The sequence below is a fragment of the Deltaproteobacteria bacterium HGW-Deltaproteobacteria-18 genome (genome assembly GCA_002841885.1).
Taxonomy (GTDB): domain Bacteria; phylum Desulfobacterota; class Desulfovibrionia; order Desulfovibrionales; family Desulfomicrobiaceae; genus Desulfomicrobium.
In genome coordinates this window covers 82,733-105,437 of sequence record PHBE01000009.1, presented here as the reverse complement: position 1 = coordinate 105,437, position 22,705 = coordinate 82,733, and the positions used below count along the sequence as shown (strand labels likewise).

Genomic DNA, 22,705 nt, shown 5'->3' with positions numbered 1-22,705 from the left:
CAGACCGCTTATGTATGCGCAATACACTGCGCGTCCTGGCTTTTCCCGCTGACGCAGCAGATCGCCGTTTTTGAGGCGGCCTGCTATGCCAGACGGGCAATGACCACTGTCCGGTCGTCCTCGACGCGGGCGTTTTCGGTGTACGCATCCACGGCGTCCAGGATGCGCGAGGCGAGGTCCTGAGGCGACGCCTGCAGGTTCCGTCTGACCACACTCAAAAGCCGCTCCTTGCCGAACATCCCCTTCCCTTCTATCCCGGCCTCCCAAATTCCGTCTGTGCCCATGACGAGCACGCCCTTTTCCAGCTCCTCCGAAAGTTCCGTGTACTCCCAGCCCGGCGTGACCCCGAGGGGAATGTCCCGGCCAGCCAGACTGCGACTGACCGTGCCACCCTCGGCGACGAACCAGGCAGGGTCGTGCCCGGCCCCGACCCAGGCGGCCCGGCGCGTGTCCGGACAGTAGGACAGCACGAAGGCGGTGACAAAATTGCCGCTGTCGTCCACATCCGCGTGGATGAGAGAGTTGGCGCGCGTCATGACCTCGGCCAGGTCCAGTCCCTGCAGGAGCAGGGCTTTCAGGTAAGCCCTGATGGAAGCCATGAGCAGGGCCGCGCCCACGCCGTGTCCGGTCACGTCGCCGATGACCGCCACCAACTCCGGTCCGCCGACGCCGTCGCGGACCATGAAATCGTAGAAATCCCCGCCCGTCTCCTCACAGAAGACACTGGCCCCGTAGAGCTGCAGGCCCGGCAGGTAGGGCGAGGCGGTCGGCAGCAGATTCGCCTGGATCTGCCGGGCCAACTCCAGGCCATGCACCATCCGCTCCCGCTCCACCAGGCGATCGATCATGACGTTGGTGTGCCCGGCGATGACCGCGAACTCGTCGTTGGTCACCACGGGGACCTTGGTATCCAGACGGCCGCGGCTGACCATTTCCAGGACCGAGGTCTGGTTGCGGAAGAGGAGCTTCAGATTGCGGGCATAGGAAAAGACCAGGATCAGGGTCATGACCAGCAGGATGCCCATGACGAAAAGCACTTCCCAGATCACGGCCCACAGCAGGGTGGACAGGTCCTGAGCGGCCTTTTCCTGGGCCTCGAGCCAAGTGATGTCGCGCATGAGCAGAGCGAGCAGAACCATGGTTACGAAGATGATGATCCCTGAGGAGAGGTAGGCGAAACGCCGGGTCTGGGGAAAGAAGGAGGCTGGGCCGGGACGGTGGACTTCGGCCATGTCCGTGTGTGCAATGACGCGGTGCTCCCACTCCAGACTCAGATCCAGGGCGGCGAAAAGGCCGATAGTGGCGAAACCTATGATGATCTCCACGCCGCTGAAGACCGGAAACCCCCAGAAAAGATGATGATACACGCCCACAGCCAGACCCGCGCCCACGAAGAGGGCGAAGTCCAGGAACAGCAGGCGTGTCGACTGCCGCGGCACGGGCAGAGGCTTGACCAGCCGGGGGATGAGGAGCTGCCGCAGGGCCAGGGCGACGGCAAGGTGCGCGGCCAGGGTGATGAAGAACTTCCAGACCGGAAGCGAGTCGACGAAAGGTCAGACCTGGCCGCCGTAAAAGGTCAGCACCAAGAGCATTAAGCCGTAATACACGAGGACTCTGGTCACGAGAAACTCCTCCCCCCGTTCGCGGCTGGACAACCTGCGCGGGACTGGAATAGGATCGTGTGCATGAAACGCTGCATACTTCTTCTTTGGCTGTTCATGGCCACCTCTGTCCAGGCCGAAGTTTTTCCGACGTCCCTGGGAGGCATCGTTCTCGGCGAGGACGTCTCCAGCATCCACGACATCTGCGAGATACATACAAAGATCCCCCTTTCCCAGGAGCGGCACCTGATCGAGGTCGAACTCAGTCCCTACTACGCTCCCGGCATCAGGGGGGGCACCGTGGCGTACGCCAACTGCGATCAGGTCGGCCGGATCGTGCGCATCAAGCTAAAATTCGAGGATGCAACCCGCGGGTTCTTCGACAACCTGCTGAATCGCTACCAGGATCGTTTCGGCAAGCCTCTCGAATGGCGCGGCGATCCCTTTCAGACGGTAATGTCCTGGAAATGGAGCTTCATCAACTCCGAAGGTGAGCAGGTCAATCTCGAACTGACCCACAGCAGGGACGAAAGCTCCAAGACGGGCAATTTCGTGAAGATGACCCTGCGCTCCCTGTGGCTCAGCGAAGCCGCCTGCCGGGACGCCAGGAATGAATCCGAGGCTCGAAACGGTCGCCATCCGACCCCCGCGAACAAGCTCGACTACCGGCTGCTCATCCCGCAATGACCGGTTCGCTCGGCTGGGACGGCCTGCGACTGGAGATACCGGCCGGCATGCAACCCGTGATCCTGGATCGCGGCTTTGTGCGGCTTGCCGGGACGGACCTGCCGGTCCTTGATCTGCGCTTCGGCCCGGAAAAGTCCATCTTCAGTCCGGACAAGGACGGCCCACGGCTGCTCAAGGCTTCGGGAATCGGCGACGCAAGTCTGACTCCCTTTCGTGCGTCGCGGGCCAGCAGGTTGAGGGGCGAGGTCTGGGCCGCCCCCTCCGCCGAGCCCAGGCTTTTTGTGCTGCATCCGACGGAAAAAAAGGCGGTTGTCGCCGCCCTATTTTCCGCTCCCCCGCCGCAGGCCCTGCTCCGCTCGGTATTGGAGTCGCTGGACTGGACCCCCCCCGATGCATGGCGCAGCTGGCGCTGCTACGACCTGCGGCTCGAAACTCCGCCGCATGCGGTCCTGGACAAGGCTTCGTTTCGCCCCGGCGCTTTCAGGCTGGAGTTCTCCATCGCCCGCTCAAGGCTTGTCTTTGAGCGTCTTGCACCGGCCAGCGTGCTTCTGGCAGAAACTGCCCTTGAAGCGTGGCTCGAAAAAAAAATCCTGCGCGAACACGGTCGTGAATTGAGCGTCAGTTCAAACGACTCCACGCAAGCGCGCTTTGCCGATCCAGCCTCGCCATGGCGGCGCATCCTGGCCAGGCTCCCCTTCAACCCGGGTCAAATCCGGGGCGGCATCCGGCATGACGAAGCCGGGAACAAGATCCTGATTCTCACGGAACACGGCTGCCTCGTCCCGGCACCGGACTTCGAAAGGACATTCGCGGCGTATGCAGCAATCGCAATCCAAGGCTGACGCCCTCTCCGCCGTACCCGTGCCCATGCCCGGAATCCGGACCATCGTCTCGGACCAAGGTCTGGTCCGCATCAGCCACCCGGCCACCTTGAAGCCTTGGCTGGCCCGGCTTCTACCCCCCTCCGTCACCCTGCCCATGCGCACCCTGGAGCTTGACGCCATGGGCACTTTCGTCTGGAACCGCATCGACGGCACGGCCTCGGTGGACGATCTGGCGCGCCAGCTTGCCAAGCACTATTCCTGCCTTCCGGCAGAGGCCGAGCAGGCCGTGGCCATGTTCATCCGCCAGCTCGGACAGCGCGGCATCCTGGGACTGCGCTAGCAGGTTTCCCGGCTCCCTCGGGAAAGCGCAACGGAAAAAAACATTCCGGGAGGTGGTGACCCGAACAAGGGAAAGGTGCGCGGCAGGAAATCAGTGGCGGTCCTCGGTCGAGGAGGCACATATGAGCTCAAGCCCGCCGGACACGATCGCGCGGTCGAAACGCTCCACCAGCGCCTTTCCGGCGGGAGTCCGGGGAAAACAGACATGCAGCGAGTGTACGGTGAGGATTTTAGCGGCAAAGACCAGGGGGGATGGTGTTTGCGACGCTTCCGCCCTGCCTGAAAGATGCCTGAACACGGCCCGGTCCATGACGACCGCGTCGATCCTCCCAACCTCGAGCATGCGCAGGGCCATCTCATCGGAGTTGCATTTGACGGGGCTGATGACGCCTGCACTCACGAGACGGTCGAACTCCTCGGTGTTCACATACCCATCCACAACGCCGAGGCGGTAGGAGCCCAGGTCCTCCAAGCGGACCCAGTCCAGCGTCACGTCACGCCGATGCACCAACCCCACCACGCTGCACCCGACCGCCTTCGAGAAATGAAATTCCTTTTCTCGGTCCGCCGAGCGGTATTCGGGAAAGTAGCCTTGGGCGAGCCCGGCGCGGGCCTCCATGAGCACCCGCTTCCAGGGCAGAAAGGACACGGCAAGATCCAGCCCCGCGACGGCGCAGATGCTGCGCACGCGGGCGCTGGTCGTTCCCTGATCCGGAAGATCCTGGCCAACGAAAGGAGGCCATTCCAGCGTGCTCAGCCTGAGCGGCTCCGCGCAGACGGAAAACGCGGCCAGAAGAACCATGAGCGGCAACACGCCTATCAGGCTCCGCTTCATTGCTGCCCCGAAATGTTTGCGGACAATCTTGCGCCGCATTCCGTCTGTGACTGCTTCATGAACCCAGCCTCCTTCGTGCATCCCTTGCAACAGCTCCCACATGATCAGACCGGCAAATCCGTCGCTTCAGTACATGTTTCATAAAGCCATAAATTTTCCAAAATTGCCACAGAAATTCCAGTCTGTTACGTTAAAAAGTCCGTTGCCGGCATCAGAAAAGCTGGAAATCAAATGCTGTCGAGGCCTCCTGAACCTGGCCATCAGTCATTCACGGTATCGACATTTGCTGGAATGAATCGGAAAACTACTATTTTGCCATGAAGTTACCCTCATGCTTGAAGCAGGGTTCGGTCCCAGGCATCACTTCTTCCTTCGCTGCCAGGCCAGCCACTTTTCAAACAGGAGCTTGACCAACGGCGTCAGCCGCCCTCTGTTGTAGGCGTCGCCGACTTGCCGGATGGCTTCACCCAGGGTCGGGTAGGGGTGGATGGTGTTCGCAATCTTCCCGAGGCCCAGCCCGCTCGTCATGGCCAGGGATATCTCCGATATCATGTCACCGGCGTTGCTGGCGACGATGGTCGCACCCACGATCTTGTCGGTGCCCCTGCGCACATGCACCCGCACCAGACCGTCGGTATGCCCTTCGAGGATGGCCCGGTCGACCTCACGCAATTCCCGGGTGAAGGTGTCCACGGCAATCCCCTTTTCCGCCGCCTCTTTCTCGCCAAGACCCACATGCGCGATCTCGGGCTCCGTGTAGGTACACCAGGGGATGGTCAGGGCGCTGACCTTGGCCCGGCCCTTGAAAAGCGCGTTGCGCAGGACCGTGCGGGCCATGAAGTCCGCGGCGTGGGTGAACTGGAACGGGGAGCAGACGTCCCCGGCGGCGAAGATGTCGGGATTGGTCGTGCGCAGATGGTCATCGACCTGCACGCCCTTGGCCGAATACGCAACCCCGGCCTCTTCCAGGCCCAATCCCTCGACATTGGGCTTGCGGCCTACGGCGATGAGCAGTTCGTCGACGGTCTCGTCGTAGCTCCCGGCCCCCGCATTCGCCACGAGGCGTATCCGCCCGCCTTCGGCCGGGGAGACCTTGACCTCCTTCCCGCAGCACAGGAGCTTCACGCCGTCCTTGATCAGGGCCTGGCGGACAAACTCCGCCGCGTCCCGATCCTCCTTGGGCAGGATGCCCCGGGACGACTCGATGAGCAGCACTTCCGAACCGAAGCGGGCGAAGGCCTGGGCCAGCTCGCAGCCGACGGGCCCAGTGCCGATGACGGCCAGGCGTTTGGGCAGCTTCGTCAGGGAGAAGACCGTTTCGTTGGTCAGATAACGCACCGTATCCAGCCCTTCGATGGGCGGGGCGGCGGCGCGGGCTCCCGTGGCGATCACCGCCTTGACCAAGGACAGGCGCTCCCCGCCGACCTCCACGGTATGCGGATCCGTGAAGCGGCCCGGACCGAGGAAGACATCCACGCCCAGACCCTGGAAGCGCCGAACCGAGTCGTTAGGGGCGATGGCGGCCCGCAGCCTGCGCATGCGCTCCATAATTTGGCCGAAATCGACTTCAATGCCTTCCGGCACGTTCACGCCGAACTCCCCAGCGTCCCGCACGGCCGCCGCGGCCCTCGCAGCCCGGAGCAGAGCCTTGGACGGCACGCAACCGAAATTCAGACAGTCGCCCCCCAGAAAATCCCGCTCGATGAGAGCCACTTTGGCTCCCAACCCGGCCGCGCCCGCCGCACACACCAGCCCGGCCGTCCCGGCACCTATCACCACCAGGTTATAGATGGGTTTTGGCCTGGGATTGGTCCATCCCGAAGGGCGCACGAAAGACTCCAGGGTCCTGTTGTGCTCGTCCTGGGGCTCATGTTTTACAGAATGCACTTTTGAATCCGCCATGACGAATCTCCTTCACGCTGCGATTTTGCCGGCCAGCGCCTTGCGGGCCAGACGTGTAACGACGACCGTCACGGCGATGGTGGCCAGAAAGCCCACCCCATACAAAGCCCACTCCCCGGCTGTCCGCTCGCGTCCCCCTGCTCCAAGGCTGGCCAGATCCCCGGCCAGGGAGCCGATGTACACATACATGACGGTCCCGGGGATCATGCCGATCCAGGAGGCCAGAAAATAATCCTTCAGACCGACCTTGGTCAGGCCGAAGGCGTAGTTCAGGATATTGAAAGGAAAGACTGGCGACAGACGCGTCAGCAACACGATCTTCCAGCCTTCGCGGGCCACGGCCTCGTCCACGGCCCGGAATTTTTCGCTTCCGGCGATCCTGGCGGCCACCCAGTCACGGGCCAGGTAGCGTCCCACCAGAAAGGCGCAGGTCGCGCCCAGGGTCGCCCCCACGGAGACGGCGACGAAGCCTTTGGCGAGCCCGAAGACGGCACCGGCGCCGAGGGTCAGGATAGCCCCGGGCAGGAGCAGCACGCAGGCTGCGATGTAGATGGCCACAAAAAGGATCGGACCTGCCGGACCGAGTTCCGAAATCCACTGCAAGGCCTGCCTCAACAGGGTCTGAACGTCGAAGTACCTGATGGCAGTCAGCAACAGCGCAACGGCGACGATAATCGCCAGGATCTTGACGACTTTACCCTGCCGAGAAGGTGCGGCGGGGCTCATGGGCCGACCTCCTGTTCGTTCAGGGACCAATTGTAATCGATGTATCCCAATGTGTATCCGCCTCCTGAAAAATAGCTGCGCATGTCATCGGATACGTTTTGTGCGATGAAATGCATGACCGCCCGTTCCTTGTCCTTCAACCCGTCGAAACCCGGCGTCCGGGAAAATCCGGGCACAAAATCCTCCCCATACCATTTGAAGATGGACGAAACAAAGACCTTCCCGGCAGCGCGGTCCACACGCAAGCCCTCCGGGCTTGACAGATAGAGCCGGGCGCGTTCGCCCAGTTGCCCGTCGAGCGCATCGGCCGTGAAAGCGTAGCTCGGAAGTGCCGGGCAGCTTCTGGCCGCGCAGACCAGGGCGATGTGAATGCGCGGCTCGGCGTAGTCCTTGCGGATGATGTCGTGTTCGAGATGGTTGAGGGTGATCATTCCTCCAAACAGGCTGACCACCTTCTGATCCCAGGGCCCCTTGAAAATGTTACCGATGTCCCTGATACCCTCCAGCGGGTAGTGATCGATGATCAGCCGCAGGGTGGCCGCGTTGTAGAGGTTGATCAGGAACGCGAGCTGCTGCCCTTCGTTCCAGCCCTTGAACTGGGCTTCGGTGACGCCGGACGTCGATTGCAGATAGCGATCGAGGAGCGTCGGAGATTTCAGGAGCCCCCGGTAATCGACCCGGCCGTCGACGACCCGCTCCCTGAGAACCTGGCCGAGGATGCCGTGGCCGTGATCGAATTCAGCGGCATCCGCAGGCCCGCTCGCAGCCCAGAAAAGCAGAACGGCCCCCATTATCGCGACAACCAGGCCTCGCGCGCATTTTTTCGCAACTATCATTCCTCTTGCTCCCTAGACTTCATAGGACGTCGAGGAGGTCGCGCCGCCCTGCCCGGTCCAGTTGGTGTGAAAACGCTCGCCACGGGGACTGTCCGTCCTCTCGTAGGTGTGGGCCCCGAAATAATCGCGCTGGGCCTGCAACAGGTTGGCGGGCAGCACGGCCGCGCGATAGCCGTCGAAATAGGCCAGTGCGGCCGAGAGGGTTGGTACGGGGATGCCGCCCAAGGCCCCCGCCGCCACGACGCGCCGCCATCCGGTCTGGGCCTGCATGACCGCATCGCGGAAAAAAGGGGCGAGCAGAAGATTCACGAGATCCGGGTTTCCCGAAAAGGCGCTCTCGATGTTCTTCAGGAAGACGGAGCGGATGATGCAGCCGCCGCGCCATATCCTGGCGATCTTCCCGAAGTCGAGTTTCCAGCCCTGTTCCTGCGCCTGGGCCCGCAGGAGCTGAAAGCCCTGGGCGTAGGAAACGATCTTGGCCGCGTAAAGGGCCTCTTCGAAATCTTCGAACAGCACATCGAGATCAGATGGAGAGGGGCCTGTGAGAACCTGCGCGGCGGCAAGGCGCTCGTCCTTGAGGGCCGAAAGGGAGCGGGCGAAGACGGCCTCACCGATGAGCGTCAGCGGTTGGCCGACGTCGAGGGCCGCGCCCACCGTCCACTTGCCGGTGCCCTTCTGCTGGGCTGCGTCGAGGATGGCATCAAGGGGGTATGCGCCCTTGTCGTCGCGGAAACCGAGAATGTCCGCCGTGATCTCGATCAGGTACGAATCGAGGCGGCCCTTGTTCCAGCGGGAGAAGACGGTGCGCATCTCCTCGTTGGACATCCCGAGCCCGGCCTTCATCAGATGGTAGACTTCGCAGATGAGCTGCATGTCGCCGTACTCGATGCCGTTGTGCACCATCTTGACGAAATGCCCGGCTCCGCCCTCGCCCATCCACTCGCAGCACGGCTCCCCGTCGGGCGTCACGGCGCAGATACGCTGGAACACGGGGCGGATGATGTCCCAGGCGCCTTCGGACCCGCCGGGCATGATGGACGGGCCGTGCAGGGCTCCTTCCTCGCCCCCGGAGATTCCGGCCCCGACAAAGAGGAGGCCGTGCTTTTCGACTTCGTCGATCCGGCGCATGGTGTCACGGAAATGGGAATTGCCGCCGTCGATGATCACGTCCCCGGGCTCGAGCAACGGAATGAGGGATGCCATCAACGCGTCCACCGCCTCGCCGGCCTTGACCATGCACATGACCTTGCGTGGTTTGGACAGCGCCCGGACCAGTTGCTCCAGGCTATGACAGCCGATGATGCTTCTGTTCGCGCCGCGCCCGCTTACGAACGCATCGACCCTGGCCACGGTGCGATTGAAGCAGGCCACGGTGAAGCCCTGGCCCTCCATGTTGAGCACAAGATTCTCCCCCATGACCGCCAGTCCGACAACTCCGATGTCCGCCAACCTGTCGCTGCTCATCTGCCCTCCGGCTTTGTGTTTCGTATTCGGCCTGCCTGGCGTCGATGACTTCCCACCTTCATCTACACGGCTTATTTGACGAAAATCAGCTCATAGTCCCTGGTGCCCAGCCCTATCTTTTCCGCATGATCCAGACAGGAGCGCCATTCCGATTGCGGCGTGGAGTTCCTGAAGTGGTCGTGATGGTCGTTGAAATCGGACTTCAACAGGTTCTCGTAGAGCTGGCTGCCCGGAAGGGGCCTCGCCTTCATGCAGGCATCCACGCAGGCCTGGTCCAGGGCGAGCGGATCAAAAGAGGCGAACATGCCCAGATCGGGCAGGATGGGCGCGTCGTTTTCCCCGTGGCAGTCGCAGTTGGGGGAGACATCGACGACAAGCGAGATGTGGAAACACGGACGGCCATCCACTACCGCCTTGGTGTATTCCGCCATGCGCTTGTTCAGAAGCTCGTTGGCCGCGAAATTCCTGAACGCGATGGCGTCGAAGTTACACGCCCCGAGGCAACGGCCGCAGCCGACGCAATTGTCTTCGTTGACGCGCATCTTTTCCGCTTCCTCGTCAAAGTGGAGCGCTTCGTTGGCGCATTCCTTCAGACAGGCCATGCAGGCCCGGCATTTGGCCTCGTCGATGGACGCCTTGCCGCCGCTGTGCTGCTCGGTCTTGCCGGCCCGTGAGCCGCAGCCCATGCCGATGTTCTTGATGGCCCCGCCGAAGCCGGTCATCTCGTGTCCCTTGAAATGCGTCAGGCTGATGAACACGTCCGCATCCATGACCGCCCTGCCGATCTTGGCTTCCTTGACATATTCTCCGCCCACCACGGGCACCGCAATGTCGTCGGTCCCCTTCAGCCCGTCCCCGATAAGGATGGGACAGCCGACCGACAGCGGCGAGAACCCGTTTTCCCAAGCGCATTCAAGATGCTCGAGAGCGTTCTTGCGCTTGCCCGGATACATGGTGTTGCAGTCGGTCAGAAACGGCTTGCCACCGAGTTCCTTGACCAGATCGGCCACGGCCTTGGCGTAATTGGGACGAAGATAGCTGATATTGCCCAATTCGCCGAAATGCAGCTTGATGGCGACGAACTTCCCGTCCATATCAATATCACCGACCCCGGCTTTTCTGATCAGCTTCTTGAGCTTGGTGGGCAGTCCGTCTCCAAAAGCCACCGTGCGGAAATCGGTAAAATAGACCTTTGCTTTCTCCATGTTCACTCACCTTTGCTTCCCGATGTATTGATTGCACAAGACGTTGCGGCGCATCCCATGAACAGGCCGCAGGACCGCCCTCACTCGTCGTGCGAACGTGCCCTCTTCAGAGTAATATTTTCAAAATCAAAGCGCGGAATGTGTCAATGATAAAAAAAGCGAAGCCACCGCAGCAGCTTCGCTTTCATCACCGTTTTTCGGCATTTTTCTGTACAGCATCACACTCTCCTCAAGGTCAAATTCTCGATTCCCCGTGCGCCTTTTCGGCGTCCTGACATCACTATCATGGACACACCCGGCTGCCACTCGCGCAACTGGTCCAGGCCGTCCAAACGTATCAATGAGTAGGTAGTACTCCCGACCTGTCTCATGAAGACACAATCCTGTTGATTTCTTGCCTGGTTCTCCTGCGCGCCTCCCGGCCTCCTCCTTCCATTGCCGGCAAGCGTTCTTGCACCGAGACAATCTTTCCGGAGAATCGGGCAACAATCCCGGAGGATCGTGCCTGGTTTCCTTCACAAGGCACAGCTAAACATCAAAAATGACATCATGAAACGGAAGGGACCATCTCTTGACACATCCCGGAATTTCGAGCGTCATCATACCGAACCAGATAACCGACATCGGTTAGTGGACCTGGGATCATGACTGATTATTTCCCATCACCGACGCACCTAACCCCTCAACCAGCAGGCTGTTCAGTAGCCTATCAGGACTGTATGCGACTCTTTCTCCCATCCTTGTTTCTCTTCATGTACGCGTTCTTGAGCCTCGTTCTTCCCCTGCGCTGGCCGTTGCCCGGCAAGGCGGCCGCGGCTGTCGCTCTTTTGGCTGCCAGCATGAAGTACCTTCTGTACGAACAACTCGGCGGCTCCTTTTTTGCTCCGGACCTGCCGCGCCCGGTCATTCTGACCATGGAGGCGCTGTACGCCGCTCTGGTCATCCTGGCCGTCCTGCTGCTCGTGAAGGACGTGGCGGTGCTGGTGTCATGGCTGGCTCGTCAGGCCGGCGCCACATGGCGGCTGCCCCTGACCCCTGCCTTCCGAAGCGCGTTCCTGCTCGCAGCCGCGCTGGTCATGGCGATCTGGGGTACGTGGCAGGCCGTGAAGGTTCCGGATATGCGCACGGTCGAGATCACCGTGCCGAAACTGCCTGCCAGGCTGGACGGATTTTCCATTGTCCAATTGTCGGACCTCCATATCTGGCCACTGGTGCGCAGGGATTGGCTGCAAAGCGTGGTCGAGAAAACAAACAACTTGCACCCGGACGTCATCGCCGTGACCGGAGACATGATCGACGGCTTGCCGGACCTGATCGGGCGCGAGGTCCAACCGTTTGGAGAGTTGCGGGCAAAGTACGGCGTTTTCGGAGTGACCGGAAATCACGAATACTATTTCCAGGCCGACGGGTGGCTCCCGGTCTTCGAAAGACTTGGCATCGACATGCTGCACAACGAGCACCGGGTGCTGTCGGTCGATGGAGAGGAGATCGTCATCGCAGGCGTTCCGGATATCCAGGAGCAGCGTTTCGGCGGAGAAGGGCCGGATGTGCACAAGGCATTTAGCGGCGCTCCGGATACGACACGCATCCTTCTCGATCATCGGCCCGGCACGGCCGGCAGCACTCTGGCCAATGTTCAGCTCTCTGGGCACACGCACGGCGGCACGATGTTCTTCATCCAGAAGCTGATCGCAAATTATAATGGCGGGCTGGTCAACGGCCTGTACGACGTGAACGGCATGCAGCTCTATGTCAGTCCCGGCACAGGAATCTGGGGAGGATTCGCCAGCCGCATCGGCGTGCCGTCGGAAATAACGCGCATTGTTCTGCGGGATAAATAGAAGGCCGGAAGCATTATCCTCCGGCCATGTTCTTTCTCTCGACAATCCGACCGCATGGTCCTGTCACAGCGGTGAAGCACCGAGCGTTGCGATTCCTGTTCGTCAAATCCGGGAGAATCTGAAAGCTCGAGCCAAGCGTTGAACTCGCTGTGCCGTGGGAGCCAAGTCGAAATAAGGAGTTCGATGACTTAGGGGCAGGCTCACCGTAAAAGTTGGGGCCGTCACTCCGCCATCGATGAGGAAGCATCCCCCGGAGACGAACGTTCCGTCCGGCCCCATGCGAAGCGCGGCAACCGTATCAGGATACCAGAGCGATGTCCCGCAACCAGCCCGTGACATCATTTTTTGATGAGCTGATGTCGTCTCCCCAGATGGCCAACCCCTTGAGCACCTTGGAATTCGGGCACAGCGATTCCACATGCGGCTGAGTCCGGCCCAGCCCGCTGCCCTTGTGGGTCATGAACGGGACCACGGTCTTTCCGGCAAGGTCGTTTTCGGTAAGGAAAGTGATGACCGGAGGGGCGATGGTTGCCCACCAGCACGGCGACCCGATGAATACGACGTCATACGATGCCAGATTGGCGATTTTTGTCGTGATCGGCGGCTTGAAACCGGAATCCAGTTCCTCCCTGGCCTGACGGGTGGTGGCCCGGTATGCTTCGGGATAGGGGTGGACCGTCCCGATCCTGACCAGATCGCCGCCGACCGCTTTCTGAACGAAGCCGGCCATGATCTGGGTGTTGCCGCTGCGAGAATAGAAGACTGTCAAAAACTTCCTGGCATCGACCGGAGCGGCGAACAGCGTCCCGCTCGCGAACAACGGGGCGGCCAGTCCGGCCAGCATTCCTCCCGCAAGTCCCCCTGCGGTGCGGCGCAGCATTTCCCGACGGGACAGGGGACGTTCCAATATATCGATGTCTTTTTTCATGGCATAATCTCCTTACGGTTATTGATTGCAGATCGGGACATTGACCGGCGTGAAACGTGGACGAATGACGAGAAGCCAGACCAGGGCCAGGGCCAGGGCGAGCATGGCCGAACTGCCAGTCAACGCAGCAGAAATACCGTGAACCAGGGCTTGGGGCGATCCTGCCGCACCCCCGGCAGCCGCGAAAAGCACGACCTGCACGGCCAGACCCATGGAGCCTCCCAGCTGATGGGCGACATTGACCAGCCCCGAAGCCGCTCCGGCATCCTCTCCGGACACGTCGGCCACACCGGAAACGGTCAGCGGGCTGAGCGTGCATCCCTGACCTATGCCGATCAGGACCATGGGCAGGGCCACACCCGTCAGGTAAGAGCCCCCTACCCCGACCCGGCTCAGCCAGAACATGCCCAGCAGCGAAACAAGCAGCCCGCCGATCATGAGCCCGGCATTGCCGAATCGGCGGGTCATGCGGGGAACGGACAGGGCGCTGATGAAATTAGGGACGGTCACCGGCAGAAAGGCAAGTCCGGCTTCGGACGCGCTGAAGCCAAGCACGCGCTGCAGGAACTGGGCGGTGAAGAACCAGAATCCGACCATGGCGCCGAGAAACAGGAACCGGCCCAGATACGCGCCCAAGCGCTCATGATGTGCGAACAGGCGCAGGGGCATAATCGGCTGCGCCACTTTGGTCTCGTTGATCACGAGTGCGATCAAGAACGCCACGCCGCCCATGACCATCGCCAGGGTCAGGGAATCGGCCCAGCCGACACGGGCCGAACGTACGATGCCGAACACCAGGGCGGTCATGCCCAGGGTCGAAGTCAGGGCGCCGATGATGTCGAAGCTGCCGGACCTGCGTTCGGACTCGGGGATCCACCGCCAGGCCCCGATCATCAGGGCGATGCCCAGAGGCACGTTGATCAGAAAACCGACTCGCCAGGACAGCCAGTCCGTGAGGACACCGCCCATGACCAAGCCGACGCTGGATCCCATGCCGGCCACGGCTCCGTACATGGCCACGGCGCGGGTCCGCTCAGAACCTGCCGCGAAATTGGTTGTCAGCAACGCCAAGGTGGAGGGCGCCAGAATCGCGGCCCCGACGCCCTGAATGGCGCGAAACACGATCAACATCTCTGCCGAGTGCGCGAGGCCTATAGCCAGAGACGCCAGCGTGAAAAGAATCAGCCCAATGATGAACATGCGCCGCCGACCAAGCATGTCTCCGGCGCGAGCTCCGAGAAGCATCAGGCCCCCAAAGGCCAGAATATAGGCATTCTGTACCCAGGACAGGCCAGTGGCCGTGAAACCGAGGTCAAGCTGCATCCTGGGCAGCGCGGCGATGACGATGGATATATCGAGGACGATCAGTAGATAGCTGCAGACGATGACCAGCAGGACATACGCCTTGTTCGATGGTTTTGCTGTTGCGGACATAGTGTTCATGATCCCTTCTCCAGAGAAGATGCCGTGGTGATGGAGATTCAAGCGGACGGGGCCGCCCGCCTTTCGTTTTGAACATCTGTACGCATTCCGGATTCCAAAGCGGTAGACCAATCCTCGCGAATTCTTGCCTGAAGGTCCGAAAATGAAGACTATCGCCGTATTTCAAAGGGTGCAAAAGGAGCGTCGATTCAGCCCGGAAGAGGGTCCAGGGTAAAAAAAGGCTTGAGACGGGGAATCTCAAGCCTTCATCATGTGACGAGGCATCTGGGCCATCGTCCATTCGATATTTGGAACTTAGTCGAGTCGTTTTTCCTTCAGCCAGGCTGACAGCAGGTCTGCGACCGCCACGTTGTTCAGATCGGAAAACGGGAAGTGCGTGTTGCCATGGACGCCGACCTCGGGGAGGTGCACCACTGTGACGTCGCCGCCATGACGGTTGACGGCGTCGGCCCATTTTCGCGCCATTTCCAGGCGAATCCGCCACTGGTCCCGGCCGAGATCTTCTGAAGGCTCGCTCGGGATATTGTCCCCGTAGTAGATGATGATCGGAATACGGGTCAGCTTCATGAAATCCGCCAGGGGCACGCTCACGGCCTTCAGGTCACCGAACTTGCTCGTGACCGGCGCGGGCGCCTCGCCTTCGGGGAACACGAAGTTGCTGCCCGGTTCATACGAGGCCACGCCCCTGATCTTGTCGCTCTTCATGACCGCGTCCCAGCCCATGCCGCCGCTGTGCGAATGGGTGACGAGGACGCCGGGGCCGACCTTGTCGAACAAGGCGACAACGGCGGCCGAATTGACGCCGATGTCGATGGGTCCGTTGTCGGGCGTCATCTGTCTGAAATACTGGTTCAGGGCCTCGGGTTCCTTGGAGAACTGCACGCCGGGATAGAAATCCGGCCATGCGCCGACCCGGAACATGTTGAACCAGAACTGCTCGTCCGGGGTCGGAGTGATGGTCGCCCCCACCGTGCCGCGCCCGGCGTTACCGCGTCGAGGCTGGTCGATGACGTACACGCTGTAATCCCGGCGCAGGAACAGGTTCTGATAGCCTTCACGTCCGTCCGGCGTGCTTTCCCAGGTCTTGGAGAACTGCCCGAAGCCGTGCCAGAGCACGAGGGGCAGTTTGCGGGCGTTCTTTGGCACCTGATAGAACACGTAGGCATGATCGCCGTGATAGGTCTGGCCTTCAGGGGCGCGGGAATTGAGAGCGTATGCGCCGGGTACGGTGACGACGCTCCCGCCTACCGCAAAACTCCCCTGCTCCTGGATGGCCATTGGCGTGGGCTTGACGCCGCGTTCGGCGGTTGCGCAGGCCACGAGGCTCGCGCCGACGAAAGTCAGCGTGAGCGCAAGCATCAATTTTTTCAATTTCATACTCATCGTTTGCCTCCTTACTTGAGCGTATCACCGAAGAACTGGGCCAATTTGCCCATGGCCTGGTCCACATACTGGGGCTTCCAATAGGTTTCGATGTGAGTCGCGCCGTCGATCAGAAACAATTCTTTATTCTTCGCATTGACGGCCTTTTGAAAGGCATCCTGGGTCATGTACAGCGAGTCGGCCTTGCTGCCTGCGATCATCAGAAAAGGCTGGTTGATGAGGTCCATGTTGCTGGCGGCGTCAAAATTCATCAGCGCCAGCAGGCTGCTCATCGTGTACCTGAACGTCGAATTCGGGTGGGCGTGGGTCTTGCCGTAGTATTCGAAGCCCTGGCGGTACAGATCGAACGGCAACTTGGCGATTTGCTCATCGGTCAGTTTGGCATCAGCCGCATAGATGATCTCGCCGCCGGCCGCTTCTTGTGCACGGGCGTCCGAGGCCTGCTGTAAACGTTCCTGAATGGTGGGCACTTGCGAGTCCATGTAGCCGTTGCGTCTCACCAGACCGGAATTGAACATGCTCAAAGTGGCGACTGCTTTGAAACGTTTGTCGGTTTGGGCCGCTTTCAAGGAATAGCCGCCACCGCCGCAGATGCCCAGCAGGCCCAAACGATCGGCATCGACTCCGGCGTAGCGACTGATGAAATCCGCCATGCCATGAATGTCCTCGATACGATTGGCCGGCTTGTCCACACTGCGCGGCGTGCCGCCGCTCGCGCCTTGATACGCGGCATCGGCGGCAATGGCGATGTAGCCTTTTTCCGCCAGACGCTGGGCATACAGGCCGGCGACCTGCTCTTTCACGCCGCCATTGGGATGAGCCACGACCACGGCAGGATATGTCTTACTCGGGTCATAGCTCGCAGGCGTATACACGTTGGCCGAAATATCGATACCATTCAGTTTATACGTGACCTGATTCATGTTCACAGCGCCTTTCACATTTTCCGTAACCGCGCCGTCATAGACCAAAGTGAAAGGGTTCTTTTTATAGTCGGCCGCCATTACTCCTCCTGCGGAAACAACAATGGCCACCACCAACCCCATCATGACTTTAAATATAAACATACTTATTCTCCTTATTTTAATAACTTTATTGATTACTATAACTTCGGCTTCGAGCTTGATACTCTTACATGACTTTTTGCAGGCTTCATTTTGCGCTACTTCTTCCGCTCCTCCGTCACCTGCTGAAGAACCGACAGGGCGTTATCTTCCCGTTCCTTGCCAAGATACGTTCCCAGGACAGCAAAAAGATGTTTCATTTGCTGCTCGGTAAAGCCTTGCACCAAGGCGAGGCCGATGTGGGAGCGGAGCTGGGCGTTCGTGCCCGGCAAATTGCTCAATACTCCGACGGTCGCTATTTCGCGGCATTGGTAATCAAGCACGTCGCGCATGAAGATATCCGCGAAAAGATGCTCTTTCAGAAAGACTTCGATGGTCGGGGTAAACGTCTCGTATCCGGGCCGCGATGCCGGTCTTTTCAGGGAGCCTGCCGGGCCGGGCACGAACGATGGGTTGCGCAGCTTCGCCAGGACATCGTGGCCGTATTCATACCTGCTCTTGTCCGTGGCAATCTTGCTTGCTTCCGGGCCGTGCACATCCTTGATGCCCTGTTTTTCACGTTCTTCCATGACGCCGATGAAGGCGTTGATCCCGTTCAGGGCGCGGGGAAAGCCCGCATAAGCATAGGTATGGATCAGGACTTCCTTGACCTGATTCACGGTGAGGCCCGCCTCCAGCCCTTCGACCAGCACCGTCTTCAGACGGTCCATGTCGCCACTGGCCGTAAACGCCGCGATTAGCGCGATTTTCTGCAATTTATGCGGCACTTCATTCGGGTTGACCGCCCCATACTCCTCGTCGGTTACTTTCGCGCCCCATGCCACGGACTTGCCTTCAACCCGCTCGGAGAGCGCGATATGCGCCATGGCGGTATCCGGGGCCGCGCCATGCCAATGCACGACATCGGCCGGTGTCCAGGCGATATCGCCCTGCCTGAGTTCATGCAGCGGCCCGCCCAGGCGCTGCACATAGCCACGGCCGGCAGTGACAATCAGAGTCTGGCCCATGGGGTGGCTGTGCCAGTCGGTCCGCGAGCACGGCTCAAATGTGACCACCGCGCCATAGGCTTGTGAACCGTCTTTGGGAGAAAACAGATAATCCGTCCGGGCGATCCCGGTAAAATGAGCCGGATCGGCCTTGCCGGAAGGCAAGGAGCCGGCGCGCGAGATCGTCAGATTCATGGATTTTTTGTCTGAAGAACCGCTCTGGTACTGACTGTCACTCACGTGTTCAAACCAGGTCGCGGTGCCGCCGTCCACGGCTTCGGCCATCACCAAGACGGACGCGGCTGTATCGGGAGATGCCCCGAACCAGCCCTTCACTTTGGGCGGAAAAATCACCACGTCGCCCGAAAACGCCTCTTCGAGGGGGCCGTTTTCTTCCTGAACGATCATTTTTCCGGAAGTGATGAGCAGGATCTGCCCCATGGGGCTTGAGTGCCAGGCCGACCGCGCCCCCGGCTCAAAGGTGAACTGCTCGCCGACCAGACGCGCCAGTGGGCTTGCCGTGAAGCTTTGCTCAATGCGTACCGCACCGGCATGGTGCTGGCCGGTTACGGGTTTAGTGGCTTGAGAGCCCCTTCGCGTGATAGTGATTTGGCCGTCTGATTCGGCGGCGAACGCAGCGGATGCGAAAACAACCAAAACCAGCAGCGAGGCAAGGGACGCACATTTCGTCAGCATAGAGTGCATGAATATTCTCCTTATTGGCGGTCAAGATCACCGAACTCGACACGTGGATCAGAGCTCAAGCTTTCTCGTTCCCAGCCACCTGACGATTTCGGGATCGCGATGGTCGAAGAAACTGCTGACGCCCATGTCCAGCTTGCCGATTTCCGCCATATCCTCCAGGGTCAGCGAAAAATCGAATATCGCGAAGTTTTCGGCCATGCGATCGGGCCGGACGGATTTGGGAATGGCGATGATTCCGCGCTGGGTGAGCCAGCGCAGCACGACCTGGGCCACGGTCCTGCCGTGCTTCGCAGCAATGTTTTGCAGAACCTCATTGCCGAAGAGATTGTTCCGACCTTCCGCAAACGGCCCCCAGGACTCGATCTGGACGTTGTTGTCCTTCAGGAACCGCTGCGTCGCAACCTGCTGGCAGAACGGGTGCGTCTCGATCTGGTTGATGGCGGGCGCAATCTCGTTGTGCAGGATCAGATCAAGGACGCGGTCCGGATAAAAATTGCTGACGCCGATGGCTCGGACCCGCCCATCCCTGTACAGTTCCTCCATGGCCCGCCACGCGCCGTACACGTCGCCATAGGGCTGATGGATCAGGTACAGATCCAGATAATCGAGCCGCAGCTTGGCCAAGGATTTGTCGAAGGCTTTTTGGGTCTTTTCGTATCCGGCGTCTTCCAGCCAGAGCTTGGTGGTGATGAAGAGATCTTGACGTGGAATGCCGCTCTGACTGAGCGCCCGGCCCACGGACTCCTCGTTCTGATAGGACGCGGCCGTGTCGATGAGGCGGTAGCCTGTTTCGAGTGCCTGGGCGACGCATTGTTCGCATTGGGCCGGATCGGCGATCTGGAAGACGCCAAAGCCCAGGATGGGCATCTCCACGCCGTTGTTCAGAATAATGGTATCCATATGGTTCTCCTGCGAAATGCTGCATGGTGTTTTTCCGGCTCAGTCCTGCCGCCGACACCGCAGCGACAGACCAAGCCTTCATGTCCGGTCTACTCTCTGGGTACGTTTCGGATAGACAGATCCTCGCAATTTTTTGCACGATCCTCCGAAAAGCTTGGCGACCATGTTGTTTTGTCGAGCGACCCTGATACATGGACTGCAACAAGGAGTCGCGTATGAACGAACACAATCAGATGGCATCAGAGATGGAACTGGACGCGGCGCGCGCGGCGCTGGCTGCGCTGATCGCCCGCTGGACGAAAAAGCAGGACCGGCTGGAGACCAGCATACCGGGTTTGCTGTTGCGCAGGTACGAAGCGCCCACGGAACCCATGAGCTATCTGCACGAACCAAGCATCTGCCTGGTTGCCCAGGGCACCAAGCGCATCTGTCTGGGAGAGGAAGCCTATCAGTACGACGCCAATCACTACCTGATCACGTCCGTGGGCGTGCCCGTGATGGGCAATGTCATCGAGGCCAGCCCCGAAGCACCCCTGCTTGGACTGGTTTACAGGCTGGACCTGTCCGTGGCCGCCCAACTCATGGCCGACAGCGCCCTGCCTGTTCCGCAGGCGCCGCCAGTTGATCGGGGCATGGCCATCAGCCCGGTCAGCACGACGCTCCTGAACGCCTTCCAGCGGATGATCAGCCTGCTCGACCAGCCGGCAGGCATCCCCATTCTGCTGCCGCTGATCCAGAAGGAAATCCTCTATTACCTGCTGACCGGCGACCAGGGCGCACGCCTGCGCCAGATCGCCACGGAAGGCAGCCACGGCCATCAGATCGCCGAGGCCATCGGCTGGCTCCGGGGCAATTACTCGCAACAACTCAAGGTGGAAAAATTGGCCCGACAGTCGGGCATGAGCGTGTCGACCTTTCATCATCATTTCCGGACCCTGACGACGATGAGCCCGCTCCAGTTCCAGAAGTGGCTCCGGCTGCACGAAGCGCGGCGGCTCATGCTGGCCGAAAAGCAGGATGTGACGCGTGCGGCGCTGTCTGTTGGCTATGAAAGCCTGTCGCAGTTCAGTCGCGAGTATAAGCGCCAGTTCGGAACCCCGCCCCTGCGCGACATCAAGAGCTTGCAGCAAATGGGACAGGCCTGAACGCACGCGCAATCCTCGGTGGATTATGCCAACGCGACTCCGGATTGTTTGTCGTTCTTCAAGCTTCCAATGACAAAGGCCTGACTATTCTTTCGGGTAGTCAGGCCTTTGTCGTACGGAGTTTGCAACAAGAAACGGGTCAGGGAGCGCCGATGGAGATGTGCTTCTCCCAGAACCGGATCGCATGCCCTATCCAGCCCTCGGCATCCGTACCGATACCAGTGCCGAATCCGTGACCTGCAGTGGTGTATTTTCTGTACTCGACCGGAACCCCGGCCCTTCGGAGTCCCTCGGCGCGACGGTCCATGACCGATTCGCTGACGATCCGATCGTCACTGCTGACGGTCATGAACGTCGGGGGATAGGTGGATGAAATGCCGGACTGTCCTGTGTAGGCGATGACAACGGTTCCAGGGGCAGGGACTCCGACGCCTCCGAACCTGGCAGCTCCATGCTGGGCGATATTGCCGACCATCCGCGCTCCGGCCGATCCGCCCCACAGCGAATATCCGCCGACCCCGACGCCAAGCGGGCCGGCATGGTCCGTGACATACGCAAGCGCGGCCGCCAGATCTTCCGTGGCCAGCAGTTCGCTCCCCACCCGGTATCTGAGGACAAAGGCGTTGTATCCTCTGGCGCTCAGTTCCACGGCGAGGGGAAAACCCTCATGCAGGGAGCCGACATAAGAAAATCCGCCGCCCGGACAGACCACGGCAAAAGGCGCACCCTGCTTGCCCCGCAAGAAAAACAGACCGGTCAGCCGTTTGCCAGGGTCCTCCTGCTTCTGCTGCTCGTCATAAAAGTCATGAAATACGGGCAGACCTGCGGCGACATCATCAATCATACGATTCAGAGCACGAACAACCACATCCGGTCGCACATGCCCATGGTACGGCATGAGCAAACCGACGTTAGCCAGCGGCGTATCCAGGTATGCCGAATTGTCGTCCCACGGCAGCAGCAGAGGGCCAAATCCGCGAAAGGCCGGATGTCGCGCAATGTCGCGGACACGGTCCCGTAGCGTCAAATGTTGGAATTCAAGCCGATTGACATCGGGTTCGGCAGCCATGGTGACACCATTTTCCAAAAAGAACATTGCAAGCAGTGCGCTCACCGCGAATATCCAACAAATGGTCGACCGTGAGATCAGGACATGGGTGCGGACTCCGATAGGCTGGCACATGCATTTACCGAATGAAATTGGTCGCGACCCGCTTTTCCGGATCGGGCAAGGCAATCCCCGCCTTCAAACCCGCTTCCTTGCATTGCAGCAGCCAAGCCATGTTGCGGCCCAGAGCGCGCATGACCTGCAAACCTTCCAGATCCTGGCGCACCTCGTCCGGCGTATTGCCGTGGACCATGTTCCAGTACCGCGACGAAACGACCGGCATCTCGCCCCAGGTCATGTATTTGTTGAGTTGATCGAGGGCAGCCGTTGTGCCGGAGCGCCTGGCGGACACAACGGCCGCACCGGGCTTGAGGCGGAAGACCGAGCGCCCAGACAGCATGGATGAAAAGAACGTCCGGTCCATGAAGCTGGTCATGGCCCCGCTGGCGGCGGCATAATGCACGGGCGAACCGAACACGAAGCCGTCGGCCTGTTCGGCCAACTCCACGAACTCGTTAACCTTGTCGTCAAAAACGCAGCGCCCGGTCTTAGCGCAGGAGCGGCAGTCGATGCACCCCGCCAAGGGCTTAGTGCCGACCTGGAAAAAAATGGTTTCGATCCCTCCCTCCCGCAGTGTCGAAGCCACCGCTTCCAGGGCTGTGTAAGTGCAGCCGTGTGGATGTGGGCTGCCGTTGACAAGAATCACGTGCATGAAAAACTCCTTTAATAACATTTTTCCAATTCGGAGACACTCGCGGATTTTGCGATGGGCCAGTGTTGGTC

The 22,705-nt window shown here is 60.4% G+C and carries 21 protein-coding genes; 5 read left to right on the top strand and 16 right to left on the bottom strand.

What is annotated here, in order from left to right; translation table 11 throughout:
• Positions 1-83: 83 nt before the first annotated feature.
• Positions 84-1,439: a stage II sporulation protein E gene (locus tag CVU60_09725; GenBank protein PKN41659.1), complete on the bottom strand. Its 1,356-nt coding sequence runs from the start codon at positions 1,437-1,439 to the stop codon at positions 84-86.
• Between the two features lie 246 nt (positions 1,440-1,685).
• Between CVU60_09725 and CVU60_09720 the strand changes: the two genes are divergently transcribed.
• Genes CVU60_09720 through CVU60_09710 form a run of 3 tightly spaced genes read left to right on the top strand, consistent with a single transcriptional unit; the run spans position 1,686 to position 3,452 of the window.
• The gene (locus tag CVU60_09720; GenBank protein ID PKN41658.1) at positions 1,686-2,288 is read left to right on the top strand and encodes a hypothetical protein; all 603 of its coding nucleotides are present in this window, start codon (positions 1,686-1,688) and stop codon (positions 2,286-2,288) included.
• A complete protein-coding gene (locus CVU60_09715) occupies positions 2,285-3,130 on the top strand; it encodes a hypothetical protein (protein PKN41657.1) in 846 nt (281 codons plus the stop codon). The genes CVU60_09720 and CVU60_09715 overlap by 4 nt, the downstream gene beginning before the upstream one ends.
• Complete coding sequence (locus tag CVU60_09710) at positions 3,105-3,452, top strand: PqqD family protein (protein ID PKN41656.1); 348 nt, start codon at positions 3,105-3,107, stop codon at positions 3,450-3,452. The genes CVU60_09715 and CVU60_09710 overlap by 26 nt, the downstream gene beginning before the upstream one ends.
• A 90-nt stretch (positions 3,453-3,542) precedes the next feature.
• Here the strand turns inward: CVU60_09710 and CVU60_09705 are convergent, their stop codons facing one another.
• The 6 genes from CVU60_09705 to CVU60_09680 all read right to left on the bottom strand — a co-directional run bounded on the left by CVU60_09705 (position 3,543) and on the right by CVU60_09680 (position 10,419).
• The gene (locus CVU60_09705; protein PKN41655.1) at positions 3,543-4,388 is read right to left on the bottom strand and encodes a succinate dehydrogenase; all 846 of its coding nucleotides are present in this window, start codon (positions 4,386-4,388) and stop codon (positions 3,543-3,545) included.
• 258 nt (positions 4,389-4,646) lie between these two features.
• On the bottom strand, positions 4,647-6,188 hold the full coding sequence (locus CVU60_09700; protein PKN41654.1) for a mercuric reductase: 1,542 nt from the start codon (positions 6,186-6,188) through the stop codon (positions 4,647-4,649).
• Between the two features lie 12 nt (positions 6,189-6,200).
• Positions 6,201-6,914, bottom strand: coding sequence for a hypothetical protein (locus tag CVU60_09695; protein ID PKN41653.1), 714 nt, complete (start codon positions 6,912-6,914; stop codon positions 6,201-6,203).
• Positions 6,911-7,750: a DUF547 domain-containing protein gene (locus CVU60_09690; protein ID PKN41652.1), complete on the bottom strand. Its 840-nt coding sequence runs from the start codon at positions 7,748-7,750 to the stop codon at positions 6,911-6,913. Before CVU60_09690 ends, CVU60_09695 begins: the two co-directional genes overlap by 4 nt.
• A 12-nt stretch (positions 7,751-7,762) precedes the next feature.
• Positions 7,763-9,214 (bottom strand): phosphogluconate dehydrogenase (NADP(+)-dependent, decarboxylating), encoded by a 1,452-nt coding sequence (locus CVU60_09685; protein PKN41651.1) that lies wholly within the window; start codon positions 9,212-9,214, stop codon positions 7,763-7,765.
• 71 nt (positions 9,215-9,285) lie between these two features.
• Complete coding sequence (locus CVU60_09680; GenBank protein PKN41650.1) at positions 9,286-10,419, bottom strand: 4Fe-4S ferredoxin; 1,134 nt, start codon at positions 10,417-10,419, stop codon at positions 9,286-9,288.
• Positions 10,420-11,138: 719 nt separating this feature from the next.
• Between CVU60_09680 and CVU60_09675 the strand changes: the two genes are divergently transcribed.
• Complete coding sequence (locus CVU60_09675) at positions 11,139-12,260, top strand: metallophosphoesterase (protein PKN41649.1); 1,122 nt, start codon at positions 11,139-11,141, stop codon at positions 12,258-12,260.
• 102 nt (positions 12,261-12,362) lie between these two features.
• Here the strand turns inward: CVU60_09675 and CVU60_09670 are convergent, their stop codons facing one another.
• The 7 genes from CVU60_09670 to CVU60_09640 all read right to left on the bottom strand — a co-directional run bounded on the left by CVU60_09670 (position 12,363) and on the right by CVU60_09640 (position 19,669).
• On the bottom strand, positions 12,363-12,599 hold the full coding sequence (locus tag CVU60_09670) for a hypothetical protein (GenBank protein PKN41648.1): 237 nt from the start codon (positions 12,597-12,599) through the stop codon (positions 12,363-12,365).
• On the bottom strand, positions 12,559-13,188 hold the full coding sequence (locus tag CVU60_09665) for a flavodoxin (protein PKN41647.1): 630 nt from the start codon (positions 13,186-13,188) through the stop codon (positions 12,559-12,561). The genes CVU60_09670 and CVU60_09665 overlap by 41 nt, the downstream gene beginning before the upstream one ends.
• A gap of 18 nt (positions 13,189-13,206) precedes the next feature.
• Positions 13,207-14,622, bottom strand: coding sequence for an MFS transporter (locus CVU60_09660; GenBank protein ID PKN41807.1), 1,416 nt, complete (start codon positions 14,620-14,622; stop codon positions 13,207-13,209).
• 303 nt (positions 14,623-14,925) lie between these two features.
• Positions 14,926-15,990: an alpha/beta hydrolase gene (locus tag CVU60_09655; protein PKN41806.1), complete on the bottom strand. Its 1,065-nt coding sequence runs from the start codon at positions 15,988-15,990 to the stop codon at positions 14,926-14,928.
• 35 nt (positions 15,991-16,025) lie between these two features.
• Complete coding sequence (locus CVU60_09650; GenBank protein ID PKN41646.1) at positions 16,026-17,081, bottom strand: alpha/beta hydrolase; 1,056 nt, start codon at positions 17,079-17,081, stop codon at positions 16,026-16,028.
• 95 nt (positions 17,082-17,176) lie between these two features.
• Positions 17,177-18,769 (bottom strand): hypothetical protein, encoded by a 1,593-nt coding sequence (locus CVU60_09645; protein ID PKN41645.1) that lies wholly within the window; start codon positions 18,767-18,769, stop codon positions 17,177-17,179.
• A gap of 48 nt (positions 18,770-18,817) precedes the next feature.
• Entirely contained in the window at positions 18,818-19,669 is an 852-nt protein-coding gene (locus CVU60_09640) for a 2,5-diketo-D-gluconic acid reductase (GenBank protein ID PKN41644.1), read from the bottom strand.
• Between the two features lie 215 nt (positions 19,670-19,884).
• Here CVU60_09640 and CVU60_09635 point away from each other — a divergent pair, with 215 nt between their 5' ends.
• On the top strand, positions 19,885-20,814 hold the full coding sequence (locus CVU60_09635) for an AraC family transcriptional regulator (protein PKN41643.1): 930 nt from the start codon (positions 19,885-19,887) through the stop codon (positions 20,812-20,814).
• A gap of 139 nt (positions 20,815-20,953) precedes the next feature.
• Here CVU60_09635 and CVU60_09630 read toward each other — a convergent pair whose 3' ends face one another.
• Positions 20,954-21,883 (bottom strand): alpha/beta hydrolase, encoded by a 930-nt coding sequence (locus CVU60_09630; protein ID PKN41805.1) that lies wholly within the window; start codon positions 21,881-21,883, stop codon positions 20,954-20,956.
• A 118-nt stretch (positions 21,884-22,001) separates the two neighbouring features.
• Positions 22,002-22,634, bottom strand: a complete 633-nt coding sequence (locus CVU60_09625; protein PKN41642.1) for a flavodoxin family protein — start codon at positions 22,632-22,634, stop codon at positions 22,002-22,004.
• Positions 22,635-22,705 lie beyond the last annotated feature (71 nt).

What these genes read in the sequence shown, in the direction of transcription:
- CVU60_09720 (PKN41658.1), top strand. Translation starts at nt 1,686, where the DNA reads ATGAAACGCTGCATACTTCTTCTTTGGCTGTTCATGGCCACCTCTGTC.
- CVU60_09715 (PKN41657.1), top strand. Translation starts at nt 2,285, where the DNA reads ATGACCGGTTCGCTCGGCTGGGACGGCCTGCGACTGGAGATACCGGCC.
- CVU60_09710 (PKN41656.1), top strand. Translation starts at nt 3,105, where the DNA reads ATGCAGCAATCGCAATCCAAGGCTGACGCCCTCTCCGCCGTACCCGTG.
- CVU60_09705 (PKN41655.1), bottom strand. Translation starts at nt 4,388, where the DNA reads ATGTGGGAGCTGTTGCAAGGGATGCACGAAGGAGGCTGGGTTCATGAA.
- CVU60_09700 (PKN41654.1), bottom strand. Translation starts at nt 6,188, where the DNA reads ATGGCGGATTCAAAAGTGCATTCTGTAAAACATGAGCCCCAGGACGAG.
- CVU60_09695 (PKN41653.1), bottom strand. Translation starts at nt 6,914, where the DNA reads ATGAGCCCCGCCGCACCTTCTCGGCAGGGTAAAGTCGTCAAGATCCTG.
- CVU60_09690 (PKN41652.1), bottom strand. Translation starts at nt 7,750, where the DNA reads ATGATAGTTGCGAAAAAATGCGCGCGAGGCCTGGTTGTCGCGATAATG.
- CVU60_09685 (PKN41651.1), bottom strand. Translation starts at nt 9,214, where the DNA reads ATGAGCAGCGACAGGTTGGCGGACATCGGAGTTGTCGGACTGGCGGTC.
- CVU60_09680 (PKN41650.1), bottom strand. Translation starts at nt 10,419, where the DNA reads ATGGAGAAAGCAAAGGTCTATTTTACCGATTTCCGCACGGTGGCTTTT.
- CVU60_09675 (PKN41649.1), top strand. Translation starts at nt 11,139, where the DNA reads ATGCGACTCTTTCTCCCATCCTTGTTTCTCTTCATGTACGCGTTCTTG.
- CVU60_09670 (PKN41648.1), bottom strand. Translation starts at nt 12,599, where the DNA reads ATGTCACGGGCTGGTTGCGGGACATCGCTCTGGTATCCTGATACGGTT.
- CVU60_09665 (PKN41647.1), bottom strand. Translation starts at nt 13,188, where the DNA reads ATGAAAAAAGACATCGATATATTGGAACGTCCCCTGTCCCGTCGGGAA.
- CVU60_09660 (PKN41807.1), bottom strand. Translation starts at nt 14,622, where the DNA reads ATGTCCGCAACAGCAAAACCATCGAACAAGGCGTATGTCCTGCTGGTC.
- CVU60_09655 (PKN41806.1), bottom strand. Translation starts at nt 15,990, where the DNA reads ATGCTTGCGCTCACGCTGACTTTCGTCGGCGCGAGCCTCGTGGCCTGC.
- CVU60_09650 (PKN41646.1), bottom strand. Translation starts at nt 17,081, where the DNA reads ATGTTTATATTTAAAGTCATGATGGGGTTGGTGGTGGCCATTGTTGTT.
- CVU60_09645 (PKN41645.1), bottom strand. Translation starts at nt 18,769, where the DNA reads ATGCACTCTATGCTGACGAAATGTGCGTCCCTTGCCTCGCTGCTGGTT.
- CVU60_09640 (PKN41644.1), bottom strand. Translation starts at nt 19,669, where the DNA reads ATGGATACCATTATTCTGAACAACGGCGTGGAGATGCCCATCCTGGGC.
- CVU60_09635 (PKN41643.1), top strand. Translation starts at nt 19,885, where the DNA reads ATGAACGAACACAATCAGATGGCATCAGAGATGGAACTGGACGCGGCG.
- CVU60_09630 (PKN41805.1), bottom strand. Translation starts at nt 21,883, where the DNA reads ATGGCTGCCGAACCCGATGTCAATCGGCTTGAATTCCAACATTTGACG.
- CVU60_09625 (PKN41642.1), bottom strand. Translation starts at nt 22,634, where the DNA reads ATGCACGTGATTCTTGTCAACGGCAGCCCACATCCACACGGCTGCACT.